At 64.8% G+C, this 23,499-nt stretch carries 27 protein-coding genes; 22 read left to right on the top strand and 5 right to left on the bottom strand.

The window, feature by feature from the left end; genetic code table 11:
• The first annotated feature begins 123 nt into the window (after positions 1–123).
• Positions 124–1,410, top strand: coding sequence for an FIST signal transduction protein (locus QTI66_RS26665; protein ID WP_286563166.1), 1,287 nt, complete (start codon positions 124–126; stop codon positions 1,408–1,410).
• Positions 1,411–1,423: 13 nt separating this feature from the next.
• On the opposite strand, the gene QTI66_RS26670 is transcribed toward QTI66_RS26665, so the two are convergent.
• Positions 1,424–2,206 carry a helix-turn-helix domain-containing protein gene (locus QTI66_RS26670; protein WP_286563167.1) on the bottom strand — a complete coding sequence of 261 codons (783 nt, stop codon included), beginning with the start codon at positions 2,204–2,206 and terminating at the stop codon, positions 1,424–1,426.
• A gap of 121 nt (positions 2,207–2,327) precedes the next feature.
• On the opposite strand from QTI66_RS26670, the gene QTI66_RS26675 reads away from it, so the two are divergent.
• The 6 genes from QTI66_RS26675 to QTI66_RS26700 all read left to right on the top strand — a co-directional run bounded on the left by QTI66_RS26675 (position 2,328) and on the right by QTI66_RS26700 (position 8,785).
• Positions 2,328–3,197 carry a hypothetical protein gene (locus QTI66_RS26675; protein WP_286563168.1) on the top strand — a complete coding sequence of 290 codons (870 nt, stop codon included), beginning with the start codon at positions 2,328–2,330 and terminating at the stop codon, positions 3,195–3,197.
• 67 nt (positions 3,198–3,264) lie between these two features.
• On the top strand, positions 3,265–5,211 hold the full coding sequence (locus QTI66_RS26680; protein WP_286563170.1) for an MFS transporter: 1,947 nt from the start codon (positions 3,265–3,267) through the stop codon (positions 5,209–5,211).
• 55 nt (positions 5,212–5,266) lie between these two features.
• Positions 5,267–5,929 (top strand): phosphatase PAP2 family protein, encoded by a 663-nt coding sequence (locus QTI66_RS26685; protein WP_286563171.1) that lies wholly within the window; start codon positions 5,267–5,269, stop codon positions 5,927–5,929.
• A 13-nt stretch (positions 5,930–5,942) separates the two neighbouring features.
• Entirely contained in the window at positions 5,943–7,046 is a 1,104-nt protein-coding gene (locus tag QTI66_RS26690; protein ID WP_286563172.1) for a serine endopeptidase, read from the top strand.
• 12 nt (positions 7,047–7,058) lie between these two features.
• Complete coding sequence (locus QTI66_RS26695; RefSeq protein ID WP_286563173.1) at positions 7,059–8,264, top strand: toxic anion resistance protein; 1,206 nt, start codon at positions 7,059–7,061, stop codon at positions 8,262–8,264.
• A gap of 50 nt (positions 8,265–8,314) precedes the next feature.
• Complete coding sequence (locus tag QTI66_RS26700; protein ID WP_286563174.1) at positions 8,315–8,785, top strand: YiaA/YiaB family inner membrane protein; 471 nt, start codon at positions 8,315–8,317, stop codon at positions 8,783–8,785.
• Between the two features lie 39 nt (positions 8,786–8,824).
• Here QTI66_RS26700 and QTI66_RS26705 read toward each other — a convergent pair whose 3' ends face one another.
• The 3 genes from QTI66_RS26705 to queA form a co-directional block, all read right to left on the bottom strand.
• Positions 8,825–9,649, bottom strand: a complete 825-nt coding sequence (locus QTI66_RS26705) for a hypothetical protein (protein WP_286563175.1) — start codon at positions 9,647–9,649, stop codon at positions 8,825–8,827.
• 129 nt (positions 9,650–9,778) lie between these two features.
• The gene (tgt, locus tag QTI66_RS26710; RefSeq protein WP_286563176.1) at positions 9,779–10,951 is read right to left on the bottom strand and encodes a tRNA guanosine(34) transglycosylase Tgt; all 1,173 of its coding nucleotides are present in this window, start codon (positions 10,949–10,951) and stop codon (positions 9,779–9,781) included.
• Positions 10,945–11,997: a tRNA preQ1(34) S-adenosylmethionine ribosyltransferase-isomerase QueA gene (gene queA, locus QTI66_RS26715; RefSeq protein WP_286563177.1), complete on the bottom strand. Its 1,053-nt coding sequence runs from the start codon at positions 11,995–11,997 to the stop codon at positions 10,945–10,947. Before queA ends, tgt begins: the two co-directional genes overlap by 7 nt.
• A gap of 73 nt (positions 11,998–12,070) precedes the next feature.
• Between queA and recG the strand changes: the two genes are divergently transcribed.
• The 4 genes from recG to ubiA all read left to right on the top strand — a co-directional run bounded on the left by recG (position 12,071) and on the right by ubiA (position 16,882).
• Positions 12,071–14,218: an ATP-dependent DNA helicase RecG gene (recG, locus tag QTI66_RS26720; protein ID WP_286563179.1), complete on the top strand. Its 2,148-nt coding sequence runs from the start codon at positions 12,071–12,073 to the stop codon at positions 14,216–14,218.
• Positions 14,219–14,338: 120 nt separating this feature from the next.
• On the top strand, positions 14,339–15,304 hold the full coding sequence (locus QTI66_RS26725) for a LysR substrate-binding domain-containing protein (RefSeq protein WP_286563180.1): 966 nt from the start codon (positions 14,339–14,341) through the stop codon (positions 15,302–15,304).
• Positions 15,305–15,409: 105 nt separating this feature from the next.
• Positions 15,410–16,003, top strand: a complete 594-nt coding sequence (locus QTI66_RS26730) for a Dps family protein (protein WP_286563182.1) — start codon at positions 15,410–15,412, stop codon at positions 16,001–16,003.
• A gap of 18 nt (positions 16,004–16,021) precedes the next feature.
• On the top strand, positions 16,022–16,882 hold the full coding sequence (gene ubiA / locus QTI66_RS26735; RefSeq protein WP_286563183.1) for a 4-hydroxybenzoate octaprenyltransferase: 861 nt from the start codon (positions 16,022–16,024) through the stop codon (positions 16,880–16,882).
• Positions 16,883–16,891: 9 nt separating this feature from the next.
• Here ubiA and proC read toward each other — a convergent pair whose 3' ends face one another.
• On the bottom strand, positions 16,892–17,740 hold the full coding sequence (gene proC / locus QTI66_RS26740) for a pyrroline-5-carboxylate reductase (protein WP_286563184.1): 849 nt from the start codon (positions 17,738–17,740) through the stop codon (positions 16,892–16,894).
• 308 nt (positions 17,741–18,048) lie between these two features.
• Here proC and rplN point away from each other — a divergent pair, with 308 nt between their 5' ends.
• The 11 genes from rplN to secY are packed head-to-tail and all read left to right on the top strand — an operon-like array spanning position 18,049 to position 23,459.
• A complete protein-coding gene (gene rplN / locus QTI66_RS26745) occupies positions 18,049–18,417 on the top strand; it encodes a 50S ribosomal protein L14 (protein WP_009124801.1) in 369 nt (122 codons plus the stop codon).
• A gap of 12 nt (positions 18,418–18,429) precedes the next feature.
• Positions 18,430–18,747: a 50S ribosomal protein L24 gene (gene rplX, locus QTI66_RS26750; protein ID WP_286563186.1), complete on the top strand. Its 318-nt coding sequence runs from the start codon at positions 18,430–18,432 to the stop codon at positions 18,745–18,747.
• Between the two features lie 9 nt (positions 18,748–18,756).
• Complete coding sequence (gene rplE / locus QTI66_RS26755; protein ID WP_286563187.1) at positions 18,757–19,296, top strand: 50S ribosomal protein L5; 540 nt, start codon at positions 18,757–18,759, stop codon at positions 19,294–19,296.
• A 7-nt stretch (positions 19,297–19,303) separates the two neighbouring features.
• A complete protein-coding gene (rpsN, locus tag QTI66_RS26760) occupies positions 19,304–19,609 on the top strand; it encodes a 30S ribosomal protein S14 (protein ID WP_213958260.1) in 306 nt (101 codons plus the stop codon).
• A 20-nt stretch (positions 19,610–19,629) separates the two neighbouring features.
• Positions 19,630–20,025 carry a 30S ribosomal protein S8 gene (gene rpsH / locus QTI66_RS26765; protein WP_286563188.1) on the top strand — a complete coding sequence of 132 codons (396 nt, stop codon included), beginning with the start codon at positions 19,630–19,632 and terminating at the stop codon, positions 20,023–20,025.
• 16 nt (positions 20,026–20,041) lie between these two features.
• Positions 20,042–20,575, top strand: coding sequence for a 50S ribosomal protein L6 (gene rplF / locus QTI66_RS26770; RefSeq protein WP_286563189.1), 534 nt, complete (start codon positions 20,042–20,044; stop codon positions 20,573–20,575).
• A 14-nt stretch (positions 20,576–20,589) separates the two neighbouring features.
• Positions 20,590–20,955, top strand: a complete 366-nt coding sequence (rplR, locus tag QTI66_RS26775; protein ID WP_213958300.1) for a 50S ribosomal protein L18 — start codon at positions 20,590–20,592, stop codon at positions 20,953–20,955.
• 11 nt (positions 20,956–20,966) lie between these two features.
• A complete protein-coding gene (rpsE, locus tag QTI66_RS26780) occupies positions 20,967–21,485 on the top strand; it encodes a 30S ribosomal protein S5 (protein WP_286563190.1) in 519 nt (172 codons plus the stop codon).
• A gap of 14 nt (positions 21,486–21,499) precedes the next feature.
• Positions 21,500–21,682 (top strand): 50S ribosomal protein L30, encoded by a 183-nt coding sequence (rpmD, locus tag QTI66_RS26785; protein ID WP_286563191.1) that lies wholly within the window; start codon positions 21,500–21,502, stop codon positions 21,680–21,682.
• 11 nt (positions 21,683–21,693) lie between these two features.
• Positions 21,694–22,125, top strand: coding sequence for a 50S ribosomal protein L15 (gene rplO / locus QTI66_RS26790; RefSeq protein ID WP_286563192.1), 432 nt, complete (start codon positions 21,694–21,696; stop codon positions 22,123–22,125).
• 20 nt (positions 22,126–22,145) lie between these two features.
• Positions 22,146–23,459 (top strand): preprotein translocase subunit SecY, encoded by a 1,314-nt coding sequence (secY, locus tag QTI66_RS26795; RefSeq protein WP_286563194.1) that lies wholly within the window; start codon positions 22,146–22,148, stop codon positions 23,457–23,459.
• The last annotated feature ends 40 nt before the right edge of the window (positions 23,460–23,499 follow it).

Here is a 23,499-nt window from a genome sequence, read left to right on the forward strand (position 1 = left end):
CAGGCGCCTGGGTGGCATGAGCAGCGTCTGCCGCCCAGACTCCCAAGGGCACTGCTTAGTGCTGTAATCGGGGTGGTGAGGGCGGCGTTTCCGGACCGCCCCGTTTGTCGGCACTGAAGCCACATGAAGCTTTTCCCCTCAGGTCACGCCACCCATCCGCAATGGCGAATGGCGGCTGGCCTTGTGCTGGCGCAACTGCGTGCACAAATCAACCTGCACGACTACGCCCCGTCGCCGACGCTGGGCCTGCTCTACATCACCGACCTGTACGCGGCGGATGCCCAGGAGATCCTGGATTTCCTGAGTGCCGAGTTGCCTGAAGTCACCGACTGGGCCGGCACCGTGGGCGTGGGCATCGCGGCCAACAACGCCGAATATTTTGATGAGCCCGCCATGTCCGTCATGCTGTGCGACGTGCCGAGCGACCAGTACCGCGTGTTCTCCGGCGTGGCACCCGTGGGCAATCTGGATGCGCCCTATGCCAACGGCCCGAACCAGAACTTTCTTGCGCACACCGCGCTCGTGCATGCCGATCCGGCCACCCATGACTTGCCCGACCTCATCGCCGACCTGGCGGGGCGCACCGAAACGCAATACCTCTTCGGCGGCCTGTCGTCCGGACGCGGGACGCTGGTGCAGTTCGCCGTCGGGGGCAACGGCAACATTCCCGGCCACGGGGCGGCGGGTGGCGTGTTTTCGGGCGGGTTGTCGGGCGTGCTCTTCGGCGAGGGCGTACGGCTGGTCTCACGCGTCACGCAAGGCTGCCAGCCGGTGTCGCGCGAGCGCGAGATCACCGAAGCCGATGGCAACCTGCTGCTGCGGCTGGATGGCGAGCCTGCGCTCGATGTGTTGCTGGCGGACCTGAAGGTGTCGCTGGATCATCCGCAGGAGGTCATCGACACGGTGCGCGGCACGCTGGTCGGCCTTGCCGTGCCCGGCACCGACGGTGTGCGGCGAACGGGGGACCTGGGTCCGGATGTCCTGGTTCGCCCCATCATCGGCCTCGATCCCGGCAGCCGTGGCGTGGCCATCACCGACCAAGCCGAAGTCGGCATGCGGATGACTTTTTGCCGGCGCAATCCGCAGGCGGCTCGTGCCGACCTGATGCGCATCTGCGCCGAGATCCGGGAGGAACTGGAGCCGGAAGAGCAGACGCTGGAAGTCGCCAGCGCCATGGCGGCGGGCGAGGCCGATGCGAGCCCCCATCCGGCGCGGCGCATCGCAGGGGCCGTTTACATCAGCTGCAACGGCCGCGGCGGCTCGCATTTCGGTGCGCCGGGTGCGGAAATGCAGATCGTGCGCCACGCCTTGGGCGACGTGCCCCTGGTCGGCTTCTACGCCGGCGGCGAAGTCGCGCGGCATCACCTGTACGGCTACACCGGCGTGCTCACGGTTTTTGTGGGCGACTGACCTTCGTGGGCAGTTAGCCGGGGCCCGTTCGGGCCGTCTTGGGATGCCCCCCCGGCGTCGTGTCCACGCGGCGGATTTGCGCGAAAGCCTCGAACTCCCAGCTGCGCATGCCCAGCAGCAAGGTGAAGCTTTCGCGGTCGCGGGCGGCCATTTTCTGGTCGGCCTGATGCTGCTGGGCGAAATCCTGCGCTACGCGCTGCAGGCGCTCCAGGAAGGCCGGCGCGAGTGAGCGGCTGATGTTGCCGTGCACCAGCAGCAAGCCTTCAGCCGGCCCGTCAAAACCGCCCCGGAAGTAGTCCAGCACCACGTTCTCCCGGAAGAACTCCATCACCGGGCCGTTGGGTCGCCAGCGGAAGGTCTTCGCCAGCTTGAGCCGGTAGCGGTTGAGAGGCCGCAATTCGATGATCCCGATGCGGTCGAGCTGCGCGAAGCAGCCAATGCATTCCGCTTCCGAGATGCGGTAGGCGGCGGTGATCTGCTCCAGCGTCCACTGGCTGAGCACGCAAATCGCGGCCAGCAGCAGCTTCTTGTCCTTGACGACGGCACGCTCCTGCTCCTGCGTGAGTTCCTTCAGGAGCGGCTGCGCATCGGCGATGCGCCGGGCCAGCTCGGCAAAGTCGATCTTCAACGCACGGCAGATGGCGTCGACGCGGGTCAGCGGCATGTCGCCCTTGGCCAGCATGCGCTTGACGCTGGACTCGGCCATGTCCAGTGATTTCGCGAGGTCCGCGTACGTCATGCGGGCGTTCTTGAGCTCGGTTTTCAGGGCATGGACGAGGTCGACGGTGGTGCTCATATCGAAGTCCGGTATAGCCAAATAATACCGGTGGTCTTGGAAAACTGCCTCGTATTGATTGTTGATGCCTGCGGCGGCTCGGCGTCCTACATTGCGACGCCTGCACACAAGGAGTCGCCCTGTGAACCCTTCGCCCCTCTCCCGCCCGCCCCGCCAACTCGACCGCCGCGAGCTTTGCCTTGCCGGCGCGCTGGCGCTGCTGACGCTTTTCGCCGCGTTTGCGCCCGCCATTCCGGGCAGCGTGGCGGGTGGCACTTTCTTTGCCGACGTGCGGCCGTGGGCGGGCCTGCCGCACGCGCTGAATGTCTTGAGCAATCTGCCCTTCCTGGTCATCGGCGTCATCGGGCTTCGGTGGCTGCGCGCGCTGGAACGCCTGCACGACCGGGTGGCCGCCGGCGCCGCGCTGCACGCGGCAGACGAGCTGCCCATCAATGCGCTCGACTGCGCATGGCTGTTCTTTGCCGGGCTCATCCTGATCGCGGCGGGGTCGGTCTTCTATCACCTGCAGCCCGACGCCCTTCGGCTGGCAGCTGACCGCGCCGGCATGGCGGTGGCCTTCGCCGGGATCATCGGCATGGCGGTTTGCGAACGGGTGAGCCCGCGGGCCGGATGGCCGGCCGCGTGGTTCGCGCTGGCCGCGGGGCTGCTGGCGGTGGCCATCTATTACGAGACCGGCAACACCACCCCCTGGGTGGTCGTGGAGGTGGGCGGCATGGCGCTGGTGACCGGCATGGCGCTGACGCGGCCTGTCGGCCACGCCGGGCGCGCCTTGGGCCTGCGCCTGGGCTGGACCATCTTCTTCTACGCCATTGCCAAGCTGTTCGAGCTGTCTGACGGCCTGCTGTTCGAGGCGACCCGCAATCTGATCTCCGGGCACACGCTCAAGCACCTGGCGGCAGCGCTGGCGGCGCTTCCGGTGCTGCAGGCCGTTCAAGGCATCGGCCGCAGCGCGCTGCTGCACAATCCTCGAAGCGCTCACGTAACGGTCTGATACAAATTGCGCTGGCTGCCACGGGCCCCTGGCCCGGACGGTCCCCCTGAGCACTTCCCGGATGTCAATGCAAAACTCCAACGCAACAAGTCTCGAAGTCGGGCCGGCGGCCCATGCCAATCAGTTCGCCTTGCTCGGCCAGCGGCGTTTCGCGCCCTTTTTCTGGACCCAGTTTGCCGGCGCGGCGAACGACAACCTCTTCAAGTTCGCCTTCACCGTCATGGTGACCTACCAGCTGCGGGTGTCGTGGATGGCGCCGGCGATGGCGGGCTTGGCAATCGGTGCGCTCTTCATCCTGCCCTTTCTGCTCTTCTCGGCCACCGCCGGGCAACTGACGGACAAGTTCGACAAGACGAAGATGATCCGCTTCGTCAAGAACCTGGAGATCGTGATCATGCTGATCGCGGCCTGGGGCTTCGTGCGGGCGGACGCGGCGGTGCTGCTGGGCTGCGTATTCTTGATGGGCCTGCACTCCACGCTCTTTGGCCCGGTCAAGTTCGCCCTGCTGCCGCAGGTGCTCGACCAGCATGAACTCACTGGCGGCAACGGCATGGTGGAAATGGGCACTTTCGTGGCGATCCTGCTCGGTCAGGTCGCAGGTGGCTTGCTTGTCGCGCTGCCGAACATCGGGCACGCAACCGTCGCCATCGGCTGCGTGCTGCTGGCGCTGGTCGGACGCGGCGTGGCGCAGGCCATTCCGGCGGCGCCGGCCACCGACCCCGGCCTGACGATCAACTGGAACCCGATCAGCGAGACGTGGCGCAACCTGAAGCTGGCGCACCAGAACGTCGTCGTCTTCCGTTCGCTGCTCGGCATTTCGTGGATGTGGTTCTTCGGCGCCGTGTTCCTGAGCCAGTTTCCCAGCTTTGCCAAGGAAGTGCTCCATGGCGACGAGCAGGTGGCGTCGCTCCTGCTCGTGGTGTTCTCGGTGGGCATCGGCATCGGTTCGCTGCTGTGCGAGTCGCTCAGCCGGCGCATGGTGGACATCGGCCTCGTGCCGCTGGGCGCCATCGGCATGAGCGTGTTTGCCATCGACCTCTACTTTGCCTCGCGCGGCCTGCCGGTCGTCGCGCAGATGGGGCTGGGCACCTTTCTTGCGCAGCCCGCGCATTGGCGCGTGATGGCCGACCTGGGACTGCTCTCGCTCTTTGCGGGCGTGTACAGCGTGCCGATGTACGCGCTGATCCAGTTGCGCAGCCAGCCGACGCACCGGGCACGCATCATCGCGGCCAACAACATCCTGAACGCCCTGTTCATGATCGGCAGTTCGGTGATCGCGGGGCTGCTGCTGAAGGCGGGGTTCTCGATCCCGCAGATCTTCCTGATCACCGGCATTGCGAATGCCGTGGTGGCCTTCTACATCTTCATGCTGGTGCCGGAATACCTGCTGCGCTTCGTCTCGTGGGTGCTGTCACGACTGGTGTACCGCTTCGAGGTGCGCGGCGGAGACCACATTCCGACTGAAGGCGCGGCCTTGCTGGTGTGCAACCACGTGAGCTTTGTCGATGCGGTGTTGATGATGGCGGCAAGCCCCAGGCCGATTCGTTTCCTGATGGACCACCGCATCTTCCGGGTGCCGGTGCTGGGCTGGCTGTTCAAGATGGTCAAGGCGATTCCGATTGCGCCGCAAAAGGAAGACGCGGCGGCGTACGAGCGCGCCTTCGAACAGGCGGCCCAGGTCCTGCGCGAGGGTGACTTGCTGGCCATTTTTCCGGAGGGTGGCATCACCAAGGACGGAACGCTTCAGCCTTTCAAGGGCGGAGTCAAGAAGATCCTGGACCGGGCCCATGCCGAGGGCTTGGTCGTGCCGGTGGTGCCGATGGCGCTCACGAACCTGTGGGGCTCCTTCTTCAGCCGCGTCGAAGTGCGCAAGGGCGAAAACGTGGCCATGGTGCGGCCCTTCCGGCGCGGGATGTTCTCGCGCGTCGGCCTGCACGTCGGCGGCGCCTTGCCGCAGGCCGATGCGCAGCCTGAACTGCTGCGCCGGCGAGTCGGAGAGCTGCTGAGCGCATGAGCCGCAGGGCCGTTCCCAAGGCGAATACCTCAGCACGCAGTGCGGAGGTTGCCGAATGAGCTTTCGCGACCTCATCTGGGCGCTTATCCTCGCTGTGCCGGACGACTTCTGGCGCACGCTCACCTGGCTGGGTGACAGCGGCCTGTTGCTCCCGGCCGCGCTTCTGATCGCGCTTTGGCTGGCGTCGTCGCGCAAGACCTGGCCGACCGCGGCGCTTTGGGTCGCGCTGTTTGGCTCGGCCAGCGTGTTGATCCTGGCGACCAAGCTCGCGTTCCTGGGGTGGGGCATCGGCAGCGCGCGCTGGAACTTCACCGGCATCAGCGGCCACACCGCCATCTCGACCAGCGTGTGGCCGGTGGCGCTGTGGCTCGTCGCATCGCGCATGGGCCACCGCATTCGCATGACGCTGGCGCTGGCCGGATGGCTGCTTGCCGCGGTGATCGGTGTGTCGCGCCTGGCCCTGTATGCGCACTCCGCCTCGGAGGTCGTGACGGGCTTTGTGCTGGGCACGGTCGTGGCCGGCACCTTTCTCGTGGTGCAGCACCGCATGCCGCATCCTGTCCTGCGCGGCACGCTCGTCGCGCTGAGCCTGCTGTTGCCGCTTTCCTATCAAACGCCCGGTCACCCGGCGCCGACACAGGACGCGCTGGAAAGCATGGCCGTGCGACTGGCCGGCATCGAGCATCCCTACACGCGCGAAGACCTGTTTCGCGATTGAAAAAAGGCTTGTCATGAGCAAATCACTGCGCCTCTCCGAAAAATGGTTTCGTCGTGGCCTCTGGGTCGTGGCGTTGGTGTTCGCGAGCTTTCTCATCGGGCTGGGCAGTACGGTGGTGGGCGACCTGCCGCGCGTCGAGCACACGCTGGAGCTGGACGACTTCATCGACCGCGCCGCTGCCGATCCGCTGCGCGACACGGTTCGCAAGGCCGAAGCCGCGGAGGAGGGCGCGCGGCGCGAACTGGAGCAGGCGCAACTCAAGCTCGAAGCCGCAAGGCAAGCCAACCGCAACGCCCGCGAGACGTTCTCCAACTGGCTCGCCACGCGGCACGCCACGCAGCAACCCGACCAGGACGCCGAACTCATCGCGCGCACCAAGGCGCTGGATGCGTTGAAATCCAGGGAGGACGAAGCCCAGCAAAAGGTGCAGGCGCAACGCCAGGTGGCGCTCGACGCGCGGCAGGGCGAGGCGCGTGCGCGCGAGCAACTGGAGGTGCTGGAGCGCGCTGCGCACGAAAAGATGGAAGCCGAGGCGCGCCGGGTTGAACTGCGCGTGTTCGGCTATCGGCTGGCGTTGACCCTGCCGCTGCTCGCCATTGCCGGCTGGCTCTTTGTGAAGAAGCGCAAGGGCACGTATTGGCCCTTTGTGTGGGGCTTCATCTTCTTTGCGCTCTTCGCGTTTTTCGTCGAGCTGGTGCCCTACCTGCCGAGCTACGGCGGCTATGTGCGCTACGTGGTGGGCATCGTCGTCACAGTGCTGGTGGGGCGCTACGCGATCCTGGCGCTCAACCGCTACCTCGCGCGCCAGAAGCTGGCGGAGCAGCAACCCGACCAGGTGCGCCGCGAGGAGCTGAGCTACGACACCGCGCTGGCTCGTCTGGGCAAGGGCGTGTGTCCGGGCTGCGAGCGTCCGGTGGACCTGAAGGACACCGGCATCGACTTCTGCCCGCACTGCGGCATCGGCCTGTTCGACCACTGCGGGAACTGCAACACACGCAAGAGCGCGTTTTCCCGCTTCTGCCACGGCTGTGGCACCGCCGCGACGGGCGGCGCCAAAGCTCCCGTTGTCGGAACCGACCCAACTTACACTTCGCAACAATTGCGCCCGGCCACTTGAGGAGAAGAGGAAATGCAAAGTCCGTCCCCCGACCCCGTCGCCACCGAAGGCTTCACGCTCTCGCCACCCGAGGTGCTGAAGCCGCTGTCGGAGTCTGCCGCCCACAAGGCCGTCCCCTTGCAGCCTGAGTTGCAGGCGGCCGTCGATTCGCAGGTTGAGCGCTTTGTGGAGGCACTGCTGAACGAAGATGTGCAGAGCGACGCCTTCAAGGCCAAGCTCGACAGCGCCTTTGCGCTCGGGCGGGAAGAAATCTCCATCGCATCGAGCCTGATGCAGGGACGCTTCATGCAGCGCAACTTCGTCGGCGTGGAAGACACGGCGGCGTTCAAGGCCATCCAGGAAATGCGCGGCCACCTGGACACGCTCAACCCCGGCAAGGAAGGCGACCTGCTGCAGCCGCAGAAGCTGCTGGGCCTCATACCTTTCGGCAACCGGCTGCAGGCTTATTTCCGCAAGTTCGAGAGCGCCGGCGGCCAGTTGCAAAAGAGCATGCAGCAACTCTACGGCGCGCGCGACGACATGCAGCGCGACGTCGTCGAGATCGAGGCCGTGCGGGCCAAGCTATGGGAGGCGATGCAGAAGCTCGCCGGCGCCATCCGCTTTGCCGAGGCGCTGGACGGCAAGATCGCCGCCAAGGTCGACAGCCTGCAGGCCACCGATCCGCAGCGGGCGCAGGCGCTGCGCCAGGAAGTGCTTTTCTACGCGCGCCAGAACCTCACCGACATGCTCACCCAGCAGGCTGTTTGCACCAACGGCTACCTGGCGCTCGACGTGCTCAAGAAGACCGGCCGCGAAATGATGAACGGCTGCAGCCGCGTCGCCACCACCGGCATGAGCGCGCTGGCCGTGGCGCAGACCGTGGCGCGCGCCACCGGCAACCAGGTCAAGGTCATGGAAATGCTGCAAGGCGTGAACAGCAGCATCGAGAGCCTCATCGCCGAGACCGGGCGGCAACTGAACCACCACGTCGACAAGACCGCGCAGTTTGCGCAGGACCCGATGCTGGGCATCGACAAGATCCGCGAGATGTTCGACCAGACCTACAAGGCCATGGACGCGATGGACAGCTTCCGCGCCAAGGCCATCGACGTGATGGGCCAGAACAACAAGATCATGGCCGAGCAGTTGGCGCGGTCCGGGCAATACGTCGACCGTGTGCGCGCACAGAAGGCACGCGAAGCCACGCGCAACGCCTTGGCCGGCCCGGTCGCGCTGTGAGCGGCCAGGCTTCCTTTCTTCATCCAGAGATTCAACGAGGAGAACCTTTCATGTCCACGTCCCCCCGATTCGTGATGCAGCGCGACACCAATGGATGGCGCATGCAGGTCTGGACGTCCTTTGCGCTCGCACTGGTGGCCAGCGCCATAGGCGTGCTTCTGCTGCCCGGCCAGGAACTCGATCGTGCCTTCCTGGCGATCGGCTTCTTCTTCTGCCTGTTCACCAGCTTCTCGGTGGCCAAGACCATCCGCGACAACCGCGACGGCCAGGTCGACACCAGCTCCTGGCTCATGACCGTGTGGTTCGCCTTTGGCGCCGCGGTGTGTCTCACGGCCTGGGGCCTGTGGCGCATGAACATCGGCGAATGGCAGAAGGCCTTCATGGCAGTGAGCTGGCTGTTCCTGGTGAGCAGCACTTTCACGGTCGCCAAGACCGTGCGCGACAAGCATGAGGCCGACCTCATGGACCGCTCGGGCGGCCTGCCGTCGATGGGCAGGGCCGCGCTCGCCGACGAAGACTGATTCGGGCCGCGTCTGCCCGGTCGGCCGGCGCGGCGCCTCTCAGCGTTGCGGGTGCTTGGCTTCCAGGAAGCGCTGCTGGCGCTGCAGCGATTCCGCCGCTGCGCGACCGAGCTTGTGCTCGCGTTCCCGCAAGGCCGCTTGCAGCAAGTCGAGCTGAGCGTCGAGCAGGGCTTGCGGCGAATCGCCGCCGCCTTCCGGGGGCACATCCCGTAGATGCGCGGGGACCTGCAGCCAGCCCTGCAGCGAATCGGGCAGGTATCGGCTGACGCATTCCACGACGTAGAGGCGGTCGTCGAGCGTGAAGTGTTCGTTCACCGGCGTCCTGGCCATCAGCGGCGTCATGCGGACCAGCGTGCCTTTCAGGCTGGCGAGGCGTTCGAGCGTGGCAGGGGGCAGCAGGGGTGCCAGTGTGTTGAGCAGCTTGTCGATGCGGGCCAGGACATCGGCGTCGAACACGGCGCCCGCCGATGCGCCCGGTGCATCGGGCCGGTCGCGGCGCCGCGCGCGAAGCGCCCATGCCGTCGCCGCGACGCTGCCCACCAGCAACGCACCGCCGGCCGCAAGCGCGACCATGCTGGCCTGTTGCCAGCCCATCCACGCACCCGCCAAACCGACGATCGGCGCCAGCGCCAGCACCGCATGGTGCACGCCGACGGGTCGCTTGCCCCTGTTGCCGACATGCGCCGCGCCGAGCTGCTGCGACAACGGTGCGCCAAGCCATTGGCGCGCCTGTGCGACTTGCACTTGTTGCTGCACGCGTGCGTTGATCCCCTGCTCGGGCCGCGCTTCGCGCAAGGCCGTGCGGCGGTTCACCGGGCCTTGGGCGCTGGCGTACTTCGAATCGGTACCGGGGCGCTGATTCATCGGGGCGGGGCGAAGACCGGCCTTGCTGTGTTCATGGGGCGAAGTATCCGTCACGCCGCGGCAAGCCTGCATGTCGAAAACACTGGCCGCATGCGCTTGGGTGTGCGGCCCCGCATGGCAGCGCTCGGGTCAGACGCCGCGTGCGCGCTCCGCCCTGAACTTTGCGCGAAACGCCGTGAACTGGCCCGCATCCAGCGATTCGCGAATCTCGCGCATCAGGTTCAGGTAGTAGTGCAGGTTGTGCACGGTCGTGAGCATCGGCCCCAGCATCTCGCCGCATCGATCGAGGTGATGCAGGTAAGCGCGCGAGAAACCATCGCGCCCCCCGTCTTCCCACGACACACCTGATGAGCCGGCGCAGGCGTGGCAGGTGCAGCTTGCGTCGATCGGTTGCGGGTCGCTCTTGTGGCGCGCATTGCGCATCTTCAGGTCGCCGTAGCGCGTGAAGAGCGTGCCGTTGCGCGCATTGCGCGTAGGCATCACGCAGTCGAACATGTCCACGCCATCGGCAACGCCCTGCACCAGGTCTTCCGGCGTGCCCACGCCCATCAGGTAGCGCGGCTTGTTGGCCGGCAGGCGGTGCGGCGTGTGCGCCATGATCCGGTTCATCTCGTCCTTGGGCTCGCCCACGCTCACGCCGCCGATGGCGTAGCCGGGGAAGTCCAGTTCCACGAGTTGCGCCAGTGATTCTTCGCGCAGGTTCTCGAACATGCCGCCCTGAACGATGCCGAACAACGCGTTGGGGTTTTCAAGGCGCGCGAACTCGGCCTGGCAACGCTTGGCCCAGCGCAGGCTCAGTTCCATCGATGTGCGCGCCTCGCGCTCGGTCGTGATGTGGCCCTTGGTGTCGTACGGCGTGCATTCGTCGAACTGCATGACGATGTCGCTGTTGAGGATCGTCTGGATCTGCATCGATATCTCGGGCGTGAGGAAGAGCTTGTCGCCGTTGACGGGCGACGCGAACTTCACGCCTTCTTCGCTGATCTTGCGCATCGCACCCAGCGACCACACCTGGAATCCGCCGGAGTCGGTGAGGATCGGCTTGTCCCACTTCTCGAACTGGTGCAGCCCGCCGAAGCTCGCCATCACGTCCAGGCCCGGCCGCATCCACAGGTGGAAGGTGTTGCCCAAAATGATCTGCGCGCCCATCTCTTCCAGGCTGCGCGGCATCACGCCCTTGACGGTGCCATAGGTGCCCACGGGCATGAAGATGGGTGTCTGCACCACGCCGTGGTTGAGCGTGAGCGTGCCGCGGCGCGCGTGGCTGTCGGGGTCGGTGGCGAGGAGGTTGAAGTTCAGCATGATGCGTTTTTCTTGCGTGCCAGAAGCATGGCATCGCCGTAACTGAAGAAGCGGTATTCGTGGGCGATGGCGTGCGCGTACAGCGCCATGATGTGTTCGTAGCCCGCGAAGGCGCTGACCAGCATCATCAGCGTGCTCTTGGGCAAATGGAAGTTGGTGACCAGCAGGTCGACGTGCTGGAAGGCAAAGCCCGGCGTGATGAAGATGCGCGTGTCGCCCGTGCTCTCGCCGCTTTGCGCCCACGATTCGAGCGTGCGCACTGTGGTCGTGCCCACGGCGACCACGCGGCCGCCTCGCGCCTTGCAATCCGCAATGGCTTGTTGCGTGGCGGGCGGCACGTCGTAGCGCTCGGCGTGCATGGTGTGCTCGGCGATGTTGTCGGTTTTCACCGGCTGGAACGTGCCCGCGCCCACGTGCAATGTGACGTTCGCGCGCTGTACGCCACGCGCGTCCAGTTCGGCGAGCAGGGCTTCGTCGAAGTGCAGTGCCGCCGTGGGCGCGGCGACGGCGCCGGGCACCCGCGCGAACACGGTCTGGTAGCGACGCTCGTCATCCTGCGAATCAGCGTGCGTGATGTAGGGCGGCAGCGGCACGTGGCCGCAGCGCGCCATCAGCGCGTAGGGGTCTTCGCCTGCATCGCTTTCAAAGCTGAAGCGGAACAGCGCGCCGTCTTCATCAGGCCAGCGGCCCAGCAGGGTCGCGCGAAATCCGCCCACCATGGCCAGCGTCGTGCCAACGGGCGGCTTCTTGCTGACCTTCATGTGCGCGACGACCTCCTGGCCCTGGAGCACGCGTTCGACCAGCAACTCGAGCTTGCCGCCCGTCGGCTTTTCGCCGAACAGGCGCGCCTTCACGACCTGCGTGTCGTTGAACACCAGCAGGTCGCCGGCGCGCAAGAGAGAGGGGAGGGTGTTGAAGATCCGGTCGACGGGCGTTTCGCCGGTGCCATCGAGCAGGCGCGAGGCGCTGCGTTCGGAGGCGGGATGTTGTGCCACCAGGTCGGGCGGCAAATGAAAATCGAAATCGGAAAGGGTAAAGCTGCGCATGTGCTTGAGGGCCGGACAGGCCCGTGCCAAGTGGCGTGAAAGGAAATGGGAGAGAGGCGGGCAGAATTGTCCCATGCCCGCTGCTGCCAAGCCCGTCACCTCCCCAAAGCCCGTTGCTCCCGCTGCGCCTTCCGCAACGCCGGCGCCGGCCGCGCCGGGCGCAGGATTGAGCCAGGTGCAGCGCGCCTTGCGCAAGCTCGGGCTGGTGCGCGACATCGACTTCGCGCTCTACCTGCCCATGCGCTACGAGGACGAGACGCGCATCGTGCGCCTGGTCGACACGCACGATGGCGACACGGCGCAGATCGAGGCCGTGGTCACCGAATGCGAAGTCGTCTACCGCCCGCGCCGCCAGCTGATCGCCACCGTCGACGATGGCAGCGACACCTGCCAGTTGCGCTTCTTCAACTTCTATCCCTCGATGCAAAAGCAGCTCGCTGTCGGCGCCCGCGTGCGGGTGCGAGGCGAATTGCGCGGTGGCTTCATGGGGCGGCAGATGATGCACCCGGCCGTCAAGGCCGCTGGCACGCAGTTGCCCGAGGCGCTGACGCCCATCTATTCGACGATTGCCGGACTGGCGCAGCCGGTGTTGCGGCGCGAAGTGCGCTCGGGACTGGCGCGCGCCGTGCTCGACGAGACCATTCCGCAAAAAGCGGCGTGGCTCCCCGCGTGGGACTTGCGGCGATCCCTTTCCTTTCTGCACTACCCCACGCCGGACGTGGCGATGGCCACGCTGGAAGACCACAGCCATCCCGCGTGGCAGCGCATCAAGGCCGAGGAACTGCTGGCCCAGCAGCTCTCGCAGATGCAGGCACGCAACGAGCGCGCGGCGCAGCGCGCGCCACGGCTGGAACATCGCCACGCGGAGGATTCGCTGTTCGCCCAATTGCTCGCCGTGCTGCCTTTCGGACTCACCGGCGCGCAGCAGCGGGTGGTGGAGGAAATTGGGCGCGACCTCACGCGTGACCTGCCGATGCACCGACTGCTGCAAGGCGATGTCGGTTCCGGCAAGACGGTGGTGGCCGCGCTCGCAGCGGCGCGCTGCATCGACGCCGGGCACCAGTGCGCCCTGATGGCACCCACGGAAATCCTGGCGTCCCAGCACTTCGGCAAGCTGGTCGACTGGCTTGATCCGCTGCTGCTCAGCCGCGGCCTGCACGTGGCGTGGCTCACCGGCAGCCAGAAGAAGAAGGAACGCGACACGATGTCGGCAGCCGTCGAAAGCGGCGAGGCAGCGCTGGTCATCGGCACGCACGCCGTCATTTCGGAGAAGGTGCGCTTTCGCAACCTGGCGCTGGCCATCATCGACGAGCAGCACCGCTTCGGTGTCGCGCAACGGCTCGCGTTGCGCGGCAAGGCCGGCGGCGACACCGGCGGCGCGCTGGAGCCGCACCTGTTGATGATGAGCGCCACGCCCATCCCCCGCACGTTGGCCATGAGCTACTACGCCGACCTCGACGTCTCGACGCTGGACGAGCTTCCGCCCGGACGCACGCCCGTCGTCACCAAACTGGTCGCCGACCATCGCCGCGATGAAGTCATCGAGCGCATCCAGTCGCAACTCGAACAGGGGCGGCAGGTGTACTGGGTCTGTCCGCTGATCGAGGAAAGCGAAGCCATCGACCTGCGCAACGCCACCGCCACGCGCGACGAGCTTGCCGACATGCTGGGCGAGCAGGTCAGCGTCGGCCTGCTGCATTCGCGCATGCCAACGGCGGAGAAGCAGGCGGTGATGGCGGAGTTCACCGCGGGCCGCCTGCAGGTCTTGGTCAGCACGACGGTGATCGAAGTGGGCGTGGACGTGCCGAACGCCTCCCTCATGGTCATCGAGCACGCCGAGCGCTTCGGCCTGTCGCAACTGCATCAACTGCGGGGCCGCGTTGGCCGCGGCGCCGCGGCGTCGGCTTGCGTGCTGCTTTACGCGCCCAACGAAGGTGGCCGCGTCGGCGAGGCTGCCCGCGCCCGCTTGCGCGCGATGGTGGAAACGGGCGACGGCTTCGAAATTGCCCGACGCGACCTGGAGATCCGGGGCCCCGGCGAATTCCTCGGCGCGCGGCAGTCCGGCGCGCCGCTCCTGCGCTTTGCCGACCTCACGACCGACACGCTGCTGCTCGACTGGGCACGCGACCTGGCACCACGCATGCTCGCGCAGCATCCGGCGCTGGCGCAACGTCATATCGACCGCTGGCTGGGCACGAAAGCGGAATACCTGAAAGCCTGATTGGCTACGATTTGCAACGCAGCCCGCGCCCGCATGGCGCGCGCCAGAGGAAAGCGCCCCTTCATCGGTATTGACCGTAGTGATCAGCGCCCAAGAGCCTGCGCATAATTGACGCAAGCTATGACCCTCACCGAACTCAAATACATCGTTGCGGTCGCGCGGGAGCGCCACTTCGGCAAAGCCGCCGAAGCCTGCTTCGTGTCTCAGCCCACCCTGTCGGTTGCGATCAAGAAGCTGGAAGACGAACTGGAGGTCAAGCTCTTCGAGCGCAGCGCCGGCGAGGTCACCGTCACGCCGCTTGGCGAGCAGATCGTGCAACAGGCGCAGAGCGTGCTCGACCAGGCCGCCAGCATCAAGGAGATCGCCAAGCGCGGCAAGGACCCGCTGGCCGGTCCGCTGACGCTGGGTGTCATCTACACCATCGGGCCCTACCTGCTGCCCGACCTGGTGCGTCAGAACATCCAGCGCACGCCGCAGATGCCACTGATGCTGCAGGAGAACTTCACCGCCAAGCTGCTGGACATGCTGCGCGCCGGCGAAATCGATTGCGCCATCATGGCCGAGCCCTTTCCGGACACGGGCCTTGCCATTGCACCGTTGTACGACGAGCCTTTCATGGCGGCGCTGCCCGCGCACCACGCGCTGGCGCAGCAGGAGTCGATCACCTCCGACGAACTCAAGAGCGAGACCATGCTGCTGCTGGGCACCGGTCACTGCTTTCGCGACCACGTGCTCGAGGTGTGCCCGGAGTTCGCGCGCTTCTCGAGCAATGCGGAAGGCATTCGCAAGAGCTTCGAGGGTTCGTCGCTGGAAACCATCAAGCACATGGTGGCTTCGGGAATGGGCGTCACGCTGGTGCCGCGCCTTTCGGTGCCGGCCGATGCACTCAAGCCGCGGCCCAGGGGCCGCAAGGACCTGGAGCCGATGGTGCGCTACCTGCCGGTTCGCGACGCCGAGAATCGGGCCCCGCCGACGCGTCGCGTGGTGCTCGCATGGCGCCGCAGCTTCACCCGCTATGAGGCCATTGCTTCCTTGCGCAATGCCATCTACGCCTGTGAATTGCCGGGCGTTCAGCGCCTGTCCTGAGTGAGGGATCGATCGGGGCCATAGCCTGAGCCTGTTGCAGGCCGGCTGCGTCGCTCCTACATTTGCGCCTCCTCCTGCAACTCTCTGAACAAGGAACCAGCCGCCATGGCCAAAGCTGCGAAGAAAACCAAGTCGTCGATTCCTGCTTCTCCGGCATCTTCCGCCGGAAAGGTTCCGGGCAAGGGAGGCACGCGGGTCGCGGAGGAATCCGGCAGCCGCAGCGCGCCGATCATCAACATCGGGATCGAGCGTCAGGATCGGGCGGCCATCGCCGAGGGCTTGAGCCGCGTCCTGGCCGACACCTACACGCTCTACCTCACCACGCACAACTTCCACTGGAACGTGACGGGGCCGCACTTCAACTCGCTGCACGCGATGTTCATGGCGCAATACACCGAGTTGTGGACTTCCACCGACGTGCTGGCCGAGCGCATCCGCGCACTGGGCCACTATGCGCCGGGCTCGTACGCCGAGTTCAGCAAGATTGCCACGGTGCCGGACGTGCCGCAGCACCCGCCCAAGGCGATGGAAATGGTGCGCATCCTTGTCAAGGGACACGAAACCGTTTCGCGCATCGCGCGCGAATTCATTCCCGTGGCGCAGCAGGCCGGCGACGACCCGACGGCCGACATGCTGACCGCGCGTTGCACCGTGCACGACCAGACGGCCTGGATGCTGCGCTCCTTGCTGGAAGAATAGGGGCTTTGCATTTGGCGCATGTCCCGATCCCGCACCGCCCTCTACCTTGACCTGATCCGCTGGAACCGCCCTGCCGGCTGGCTGCTCCTTTTGTGGCCGACGCTCGGCGCGCTCTGGTTTGCAGCCGACGGCTGGCCGGGCTGGCACCTGCTGTTCGTGTTCGTGGCCGGGACCATCCTCATGCGCAGCGCCGGCTGCTGCGTCAACGATGTGGCCGACCGGGATTTCGACCGGCACGTCAAGCGAACCGCGGCGCGCCCGGTGACCAGCGGCGCGATCTCCGTCAAGCAGGCGCTGGTGTTCGGTGCCGTGCTGGCGCTTGTGGCCTTCGGCCTCGTGCTCACGACCAACCGCGTGACGGTGCTGTGGTCTTTCGCGGCGCTGGCCGTGACACTGTTCTATCCATTTGCCAAGCGCTTCTTTGCCATTCCACAGGCTGTTCTTGGCATCGCCTTCAGCTTCGGCATTCCGATGGCCTTTGCCGCCGTGCAGGGTGAAGTGCCGGCTCTTGCGTGGTGGCTGCTGCTCGGCAACCTGTTCTGGGTGCTGGCCTACGACACCGAGTACGCGATGGTCGACCGCGATGACGACCTGAAGATCGGCATGAAGACCTCCGCCATCACCTTCGGACGCTTCGACGTCGCGGCGGTGATGCTGAGCTACGCGATCTTTCTGGCGGTGTGGGCCGTCCTGGGTTCAAGCCGCGCGCTCGGCCCGGTGTTCTATCTCGCCATCGCACTGGCGGCGGCGCAGGCCTTTTGGCACTGGCGCCTGATCCGCGACCGCACGCGCGACGGTTGCTTCAAGGCCTTCCGGCTGAACCACTGGCTGGGCTTTACCGTATTTGCGGGCATCGTCGCCGGTTATGCCCTGCGCTGAAGCGTCTTATCAGGCGCGACCGAATTCGTCGCCCAGTTCGCCGGCGCGCTGCTGCGCGGCCTTGAGCGCCTTGATGAACGACGCCTGCACGCGATCGCTCTCCATGGAGGTGATCGCCGCGTAGGTCGTGCCGCCCTTGGAGGTCACGCGCTCGCGCATCACCTCCAGCGAATCCTCGGAGGCGTGCGCCAGCGCCGATGCGCCGGCAAAGGTGGTCACGGCCAAGTGCCGCGCCTGCTCATAGGTTAGGCCCATGTCCACGCCGGCCTTGGCCATCGTCTCCAGGAAATAGAAGACGTAGGCCGGCCCCGAACCCGAGAGCGCGGTGACGGCGTCGAGTTGCGCCTCATGTTCGAGCCACAGCAACTCGCCCGTGGGCACCAGCAGGGTCTCGACCTGGCGACGGTCCGCCACGCTGACGGCCGCGCCTGCGTACAAACCAGTCATGCCCTTGCCGATCAGCGCTGGCGTGTTGGGCATGGCGCGGGCCACGCGTTCGGTTCCAAGCCATTGGGCGATGCTGTCCGAGCGGATGCCAGCGGCCACGCTCAGGTGCAGCGCATCGCCGGCGAACGGGGCGACGGGGGCTGCCGCTTCCCGGAAGCTCTGGGGCTTCACGGCCCACACGACCACCTGTGCATTGGCGAGTTGGGCGTCGGCAGCGGCAGCGGTTTGCACGCCGAACTGGATTTCGAGCCGAACGCGGGCATCGAGAAAGGGCTCCACCACCTGGATGCGATCGGCCGCCATGCCCTGTTCGATCAGGCCGCCGATGATCGCCGAGGCCATGTTCCCGCCCCCGATGAATGCGATTCGGGCGGTGTCTTGTGAGCTGATGGGAGGGATCGAAACGGTCATGGCACAAGTGTAGGCCCATGCCCTGAACCTACCGAATGTCCCCGCGCGCCAACCGTTGTGGCTGTTTTGCGACAATCCGGTCTTGCGCCGTCTTCCCTCTGAAATGCGCCAAAAGCTGCTTCTCAGATTGCCAAGTAGTTGACAGCAGTATTAACCCGTGCCAAAATCGCTGGCTTCGCTTCAAAAAGGCGGAGCTTCTGCCCAACGGATGCCTCTCGAGTGGTTCGAGATGCGGACGACGGGCCCAAGACTGACTGAGGCCGACTCGCTTTTGAGTCGACATCGGTACAAGTTGGGAACTACGAACAATGATCCAAACTGAATCCCGGCTCGAAGTAGCCGACAACACGGGCGCGAAATCCGTCCTGTGTATCAAGGTGCTTGGCGGCTCCAAGCGTCGCTACGCCAGCGTGGGCGACGTCATCAAGGTCAGCATCAAAGAAGCTGCACCCCGTGGCCGCGTCAAGAAGGGCGAAATCTACAGCGCTGTTGTGGTTCGCACCGCCAAGGGCATCCGTCGCGCCGACGGTTCGCTCGTCAAGTTCGATGGCAACGCCGCCGTGTTGCTGAACGCCAAGCTCGAGCCCATCGGCACGCGCATCTTTGGACCGGTTACGCGCGAACTGCGCACCGAAAAGTTCATGAAGATCGTGTCGCTGGCACCCGAAGTTCTCTAAGGATTCAACGCCATGAACAAGATTCGCAAAGGCGACCAGGTCATCGTGTTGGCCGGTCGTGACAAGGGCAAGCGCGGCACCGTGTCGCTGCGTTCGGATGACTCGCATCTGATCGTCGACGGCATCAACCTCGTCAAGAAGCACACCAAGCCGAACCCCATGAAGGGTACGACCGGTGGCATCGTCGAGAAGACCATGCCGATTCATCAATCCAACGTGGCAATCTTCAATGCCGCGACCGGCAAGGCCGATCGCGTGGGCATCAAGGTTACCGACGGCAAGCGCGTGCGGGTCTACAAGTCCAGCGGCGAAGAAATCAAGGTCGCGTAAGAGGTCCACATGGCACGTCTCCAACAACACTATCGCGAAAAGGTCGCCAAAGAGCTGACCGAGAAGTTCGGCTACAAGTCGGCTATGCAGGTCCCGCGCCTGACCAAGATCACCCTGAACATGGGTGTTGGCGAAGCTGTCGCCGACAAGAAGGTCCTGGACAACGCCGTCGCCGACCTGACCAAGATCGCTGGCCAGAAGCCCGTCGTCACCAAGTCGAAGAAGGCCATCGCCGGCTTCAAGATCCGTGAGCAACAGCCCATCGGCTGCATGGTCACGCTGCGTGGCGTCCAGATGTATGAATTCCTGGACCGTTTCGTGACCGTGGCCCTGCCGCGCGTGCGTGACTTCCGTGGTATCTCCGGTCGCGCATTCGACGGCCGTGGCAACTACAACATCGGCGTCAAGGAACAGATCATTTTCCCCGAGATCGAGTACGACAAGGTTGATGCCCTGCGCGGTCTGAATATCAGCATCACGACGACGGCCAAGACCGACGAAGAAGCCAAGGCGCTTCTCGCTGGCTTCCGTTTCCCGTTCAAGAACTGAGGCGACCATGGCTAAAGCATCCCTGATCCAGCGCGAACTCAAGCGCGACAACCTGGTCGCCAAGTACGCCGCAAAGCACGCCGAACTGAAGGCGATTGCCAACGACTTCAAGAAGAGCGACGAAGAACGCGCCGCTGCACGCCTCGGCCTGCAAAAGCTGCCGCGCAACGCGAACCCCACGCGTCAGCGCAACCGTTGCGAAATCACCGGTCGTCCCCGCGGCACCTTCCGCCAATTCGGTCTGGCCCGCGCCAAGATCCGCGAACTGGCATTCAACGGCGACATCCCCGGTGTCACCAAGGCCAGCTGGTAAGCCAGGCAGGAGCAAACAACATGAGCATGAGTGATCCCATTGCCGACTTGCTGACGCGTATCCGTAACGCGCAGATGGTGGCGAAGCCCACCGTGTCGGTCCCGTCTTCCAAGGTGAAGATCGCGATCGCACAAGTCCTGAAGGACGAAGGCTATATCGACGGTTTCGAAGTCAAGACCGAAGCCGGCAAGAGCGAACTTGAAATCGCCTTGAAGTACTACGCTGGCCGCCCGGTCATCGAACGCATCGAACGCGTGAGCCGCCCCGGCCTGCGCGTCTACAAGGCCAGCGCTGCGATTCCGCAAGTGCAGAACGGCCTTGGCGTTGCCATCGTGACCACGCCCCAGGGCGTGATGACGGACCGCAAGGCCCGCGCCAACGGTGTTGGTGGCGAAGTCCTGTGCTACGTCGCCTAATCGAGGAGATCAAGAAATGTCCCGAGTAGGAAAAATGCCGGTCGCCATCCCCGCTGGCGTGGATGTGTCGATCAAGGACGACCAGATCAATGTCAAGGGCACGGGCGGCACGCTCGCACTGCACCGCAATGCATTGGTCAACGTCACCAACGCCGATGGCAAGCTGAGCTTCGTTCCCGCCAACGATTCGCGTGAAGCGAATGCGATGAGCGGCACGCTGCGTCAGCTGGTCAACAACATGGTCGTCGGTGTCACCAAGGGCTTTGAAAAGAAGCTGAACCTGGTCGGCGTGGGCTACAAGGCCGCTGCCCAGGGCGCCAAGCTGAACCTCCAGGTCGGCTATTCGCATCCGGTCAACATCGACATGCCGCAAGGCATCACCGTTGCCACCCCGACCCCGACCGAAGTCGTGATCAAGGGTGCCGACCGTCAACGTGTCGGCCAAATCGCCGCTGAGATCCGCGCTGTTCGTCCGCCCGAGCCCTACAAGGGCAAGGGGATCCGATATTCGGACGAGAAGATCGTGATCAAAGAGACCAAGAAGAAGTAAGGGGCAGCAAAATGGTGTTGACCAAAAAAGCACAACGTCTGCGTCGCTCGCGCCAGACCCGCATCCGGATCGCTACGCAAGGCGTGGCGCGCCTCACGGTGAACCGGACCAACCTGCACATCTACGCCACCGTCATCTCCGGCGACGGCGCGAAGGTGCTCGCCTCTGCGTCGACGGCCGAAGCCGAAGTTCGCAGCTCGCTCGGCGCGTCGGGCAAGGGTGGCAATGCCGCCGCGGCCACGCTGATCGGCAAGCGCATCGCTGAAAAGGCGAAGGCTGCTGGCGTCGAGAAGGTTGCATTCGACCGCGCAGGTTTCGCATACCACGGCCGCGTCAAGGCGCTGGCTGATGCAGCCCGCGAAGCCGGCCTGCAGTTCTAAGGAATTTGAAAATGGCAAAGATTCAAGCAAGAACGCAGAACGAAGGACCCGAAGACGGTTTGCGCGAGAAGATGATCGCGATCAACCGCGTCACCAAGGTGGTGAAGGGTGGTCGTATCCTCGGTTTCGCAGCACTCACCGTGGTCGGCGACGGCGACGGCAAGGTCGGCATGGGCAAGGGCAAGTCCAAGGAAGTGCCTGCTGCCGTGCAAAAGGCGATGGAAGAAGCCCGTCGCAACCTGTTCAAGATCTCGATCAAGAACGGCACGCTGCATCACCGCGTGACGGGTCACCATGGCGCCGCTTCGGTCGTCATGATCCCCGCTCCCAAGGGTACCGGCATCATCGCCGGCGGCCCGATGCGCGCCGTGTTCGAAGTCCTGGGCATCACCGACATCGTGGCCAAGAGCCATGGTTCGTCGAACCCCTACAACATGGTCCGTGCCACGCTGGACGGCCTGAAGAACTCGACGACTGCGTCCGAAGTCGCCGCCAAGCGCGGTCTGACGGTCGAACAGCTGTTCGCCTGAGACGGAGCACCGATATGACGCAACAACAAACCGTCAAGGTCCAACTGGTCAAAAGCCCGATTGGCACCAAGGTATCGCATCGCGCCACGGTTCGTGGCCTGGGCCTGCGCAAGCTCAACTCCGTGTCGGAGTTGCAGGACACGCCCGCGGTGCGCGGCATGATCAACAAGATCAGTTATCTGGTCAAAGTGCTGTAAGCGAGACTGATATGGAACTCAATGGCATCAAGCCGGCAGACGGCGCGAAGCACTACAAGCGTCGCGTTGGCCGCGGCATCGGCTCCGGCCTCGGCAAGACCGCAGGTCGTGGTCACAAGGGTCAGAAGTCGCGTGCAGGCGGCTTCCACAAGGTGGGCTTCGAAGGCGGTCAAATGCCTTTGCAGCGTCGCCTGCCCAAGCGCGGCTTCAAGTCGCAAACGCTCAAGTACAACGCCGAAGTCACGCTGGCCGCTCTCGAGCAGCTCGGCCTGGCCGAAGTCGACGTGCTGGCACTGAAGCAAGCTGGCCTGGTTGGCCAGATGGCCAAGGTCGTCAAGATCGTCAAGACGGGCGAACTCACGAAGTCGGTCAAGTTGACCGGCGTCGGTGCAACCGCCGGTGCCAAGGCTGCGATCGAAGCAGCCGGTGGCAGCGTCGCTTGACAGCAGGCTGAAAGCACTTCGTGGCAACTAACGCGGCAACGCTCGCAAAAACAGGCAAGTTCGGCGACCTGCGTCGTCGGCTCGTGTTTTTGCTGCTCGCCCTCGTGGTCTATCGCATCGGTGCGCACATCCCTGTGCCTGGCATCAACCCGGACCAGCTGGCTCAGCTGTTCCAGGGCCAGCAGGGTGGCATCCTGAGCTTGTTCAACATGTTCTCGGGCGGTGCGCTCTCGCGCTTCACCGTGTTCGCGCTGGGCATCATGCCGTACATCTCCGCGTCGATCATCATGCAATTGATGACCTACGTGCTTCCCAGCTTCGAGCAATTGAAGAAGGAAGGCGAGGCGGGCCGGCGCAAGATCACGCAGTACACGCGCTATGGCGCACTGGGCCTGGCCCTGTTCCAGTCGTTCAGCATTGCTGTGGCGCTGGAATCGTCGGCTGGCCTGGTGATCTCGCCTGGTTTCGGCTTCCGCATCACGGCCATGGTCAGCCTCACCGCTGGCTCGATGTTCCTGATGTGGCTGGGTGAACAGATCACCGAGCGCGGTTTGGGCAATGGCATCTCGATCCTGATCTTTGCAGGCATCGCGGCTGGCCTTCCCGGTGCGATCGGCGGCTTGCTCGAGCTGGTGCGTACCGGCGCGATGAACGTCCTCGTGGCGATCTTCATCGTGGCAGTGGTGGTGCTGGTGACCTGGTTCGTCGTGTTCGTCGAACGTGGTCAGCGCAAGATCCTGGTGAACTATGCGCGGCGTCAGGTGGGCAACAAGGTGTACGGCGGCCAGTCGTCGCACCTGCCGCTGAAGCTGAACATGGCTGGCGTGATCCCGCCGATCTTCGCCTCGTCGATCATCCTCTTGCCGGCAACGGTGGTGGGCTGGTTCAGCACGGGTGAAGGCGGGTTCCGCTGGATCAAGGACATTGCCAGCGCGCTGCGCCCCGGCGAGCCCATCTATGTGCTGCTGTATGCCGCGGCGATCGTGTTCTTCTGCTTCTTCTACACGGCGTTGGTCTTCAACAGCCGCGAGACGGCAGACAACCTGAAGAAGAGTGGCGCGTTCATTCCGGGTATCCGCCCGGGTGACCAGACTGCTCGGTATATCGACAAGATCCTGGTTCGCCTGACGTTGGCCGGCGCGGTGTATATCACCTTCGTCTGCCTGCTTCCGGAGTTCCTGATCCTGAAATACAACGTGCCGTTCTACTTCGGTGGGACTTCACTGCTGATCATCGTGGTTGTCACGATGGACTTCATGGCTCAGGTTCAGAACTACATGATGTCCCAGCAATACGAATCGCTGCTCAAGAAAGCAAATTTCAAGACTTCTTGAACGAGCGCTGTCCCACACAAGTTGTAGAGATTTAGGAGTT

This window comes from Variovorax brevis, from assembly GCF_030317105.1.
Classification (GTDB): Bacteria; Pseudomonadota; Gammaproteobacteria; order Burkholderiales; family Burkholderiaceae_C; genus Variovorax; species Variovorax brevis.

What these genes read in the sequence shown, in the direction of transcription:
- QTI66_RS26665 (WP_286563166.1), top strand. Translation starts at nt 124, where the DNA reads ATGAAGCTTTTCCCCTCAGGTCACGCCACCCATCCGCAATGGCGAATG.
- QTI66_RS26670 (WP_286563167.1), bottom strand. Translation starts at nt 2,206, where the DNA reads ATGAGCACCACCGTCGACCTCGTCCATGCCCTGAAAACCGAGCTCAAG.
- QTI66_RS26680 (WP_286563170.1), top strand. Translation starts at nt 3,265, where the DNA reads ATGCAAAACTCCAACGCAACAAGTCTCGAAGTCGGGCCGGCGGCCCAT.
- QTI66_RS26685 (WP_286563171.1), top strand. Translation starts at nt 5,267, where the DNA reads ATGAGCTTTCGCGACCTCATCTGGGCGCTTATCCTCGCTGTGCCGGAC.
- QTI66_RS26690 (WP_286563172.1), top strand. Translation starts at nt 5,943, where the DNA reads ATGAGCAAATCACTGCGCCTCTCCGAAAAATGGTTTCGTCGTGGCCTC.
- QTI66_RS26695 (WP_286563173.1), top strand. Translation starts at nt 7,059, where the DNA reads ATGCAAAGTCCGTCCCCCGACCCCGTCGCCACCGAAGGCTTCACGCTC.
- QTI66_RS26700 (WP_286563174.1), top strand. Translation starts at nt 8,315, where the DNA reads ATGTCCACGTCCCCCCGATTCGTGATGCAGCGCGACACCAATGGATGG.
- QTI66_RS26705 (WP_286563175.1), bottom strand. Translation starts at nt 9,649, where the DNA reads ATGAATCAGCGCCCCGGTACCGATTCGAAGTACGCCAGCGCCCAAGGC.
- tgt (WP_286563176.1), bottom strand. Translation starts at nt 10,951, where the DNA reads ATGCTGAACTTCAACCTCCTCGCCACCGACCCCGACAGCCACGCGCGC.
- queA (WP_286563177.1), bottom strand. Translation starts at nt 11,997, where the DNA reads ATGCGCAGCTTTACCCTTTCCGATTTCGATTTTCATTTGCCGCCCGAC.
- recG (WP_286563179.1), top strand. Translation starts at nt 12,071, where the DNA reads ATGCCCGCTGCTGCCAAGCCCGTCACCTCCCCAAAGCCCGTTGCTCCC.
- QTI66_RS26725 (WP_286563180.1), top strand. Translation starts at nt 14,339, where the DNA reads ATGACCCTCACCGAACTCAAATACATCGTTGCGGTCGCGCGGGAGCGC.
- QTI66_RS26730 (WP_286563182.1), top strand. Translation starts at nt 15,410, where the DNA reads ATGGCCAAAGCTGCGAAGAAAACCAAGTCGTCGATTCCTGCTTCTCCG.
- ubiA (WP_286563183.1), top strand. Translation starts at nt 16,022, where the DNA reads ATGTCCCGATCCCGCACCGCCCTCTACCTTGACCTGATCCGCTGGAAC.
- proC (WP_286563184.1), bottom strand. Translation starts at nt 17,740, where the DNA reads ATGACCGTTTCGATCCCTCCCATCAGCTCACAAGACACCGCCCGAATC.
- rplN (WP_009124801.1), top strand. Translation starts at nt 18,049, where the DNA reads ATGATCCAAACTGAATCCCGGCTCGAAGTAGCCGACAACACGGGCGCG.
- rplX (WP_286563186.1), top strand. Translation starts at nt 18,430, where the DNA reads ATGAACAAGATTCGCAAAGGCGACCAGGTCATCGTGTTGGCCGGTCGT.
- rplE (WP_286563187.1), top strand. Translation starts at nt 18,757, where the DNA reads ATGGCACGTCTCCAACAACACTATCGCGAAAAGGTCGCCAAAGAGCTG.
- rpsN (WP_213958260.1), top strand. Translation starts at nt 19,304, where the DNA reads ATGGCTAAAGCATCCCTGATCCAGCGCGAACTCAAGCGCGACAACCTG.
- rpsH (WP_286563188.1), top strand. Translation starts at nt 19,630, where the DNA reads ATGAGCATGAGTGATCCCATTGCCGACTTGCTGACGCGTATCCGTAAC.
- rplF (WP_286563189.1), top strand. Translation starts at nt 20,042, where the DNA reads ATGTCCCGAGTAGGAAAAATGCCGGTCGCCATCCCCGCTGGCGTGGAT.
- rpsE (WP_286563190.1), top strand. Translation starts at nt 20,967, where the DNA reads ATGGCAAAGATTCAAGCAAGAACGCAGAACGAAGGACCCGAAGACGGT.
- rpmD (WP_286563191.1), top strand. Translation starts at nt 21,500, where the DNA reads ATGACGCAACAACAAACCGTCAAGGTCCAACTGGTCAAAAGCCCGATT.
- rplO (WP_286563192.1), top strand. Translation starts at nt 21,694, where the DNA reads ATGGAACTCAATGGCATCAAGCCGGCAGACGGCGCGAAGCACTACAAG.